Here is a 234-nt window from a genome sequence, read left to right as displayed (position 1 = left end):
ACATCGTCAGATGAAGCAGCACAGTCACCATCAGCAGCAATTGTGTATCTAATAATTACTGTAGTATCTGTAGATACATCAGCAGGAGTATAAATATTTCCGTTTATAGTTCCTCCACCAGAGACTACTGTGAACGTTCCACCTGTAGGATTACCAGTAAGAGTTTTAGTTTGTCCTTCATTAATTGTAGTAGCTGTAGTTGTATTATCAGCAACTACATCACATACAGGAGTT

General features: G+C 38.0%; 1 protein-coding gene. It reads right to left on the bottom strand.

Translation table 11 applies throughout. The features are described 5' to 3' along the window. The coding region (locus V7R38_RS13135; protein ID WP_334059118.1) for a hypothetical protein at nucleotides 1-234 on the bottom strand (234 nt) is incomplete at both ends.

The organism is Polaribacter sp. P097, assembly GCF_036864555.1.
Lineage (GTDB): Bacteria > Bacteroidota > Bacteroidia > Flavobacteriales > Flavobacteriaceae > Polaribacter.
Note: the sequence above shows the minus strand (reverse complement) of the source record. Positions and strands in the feature narration are given on the sequence as shown.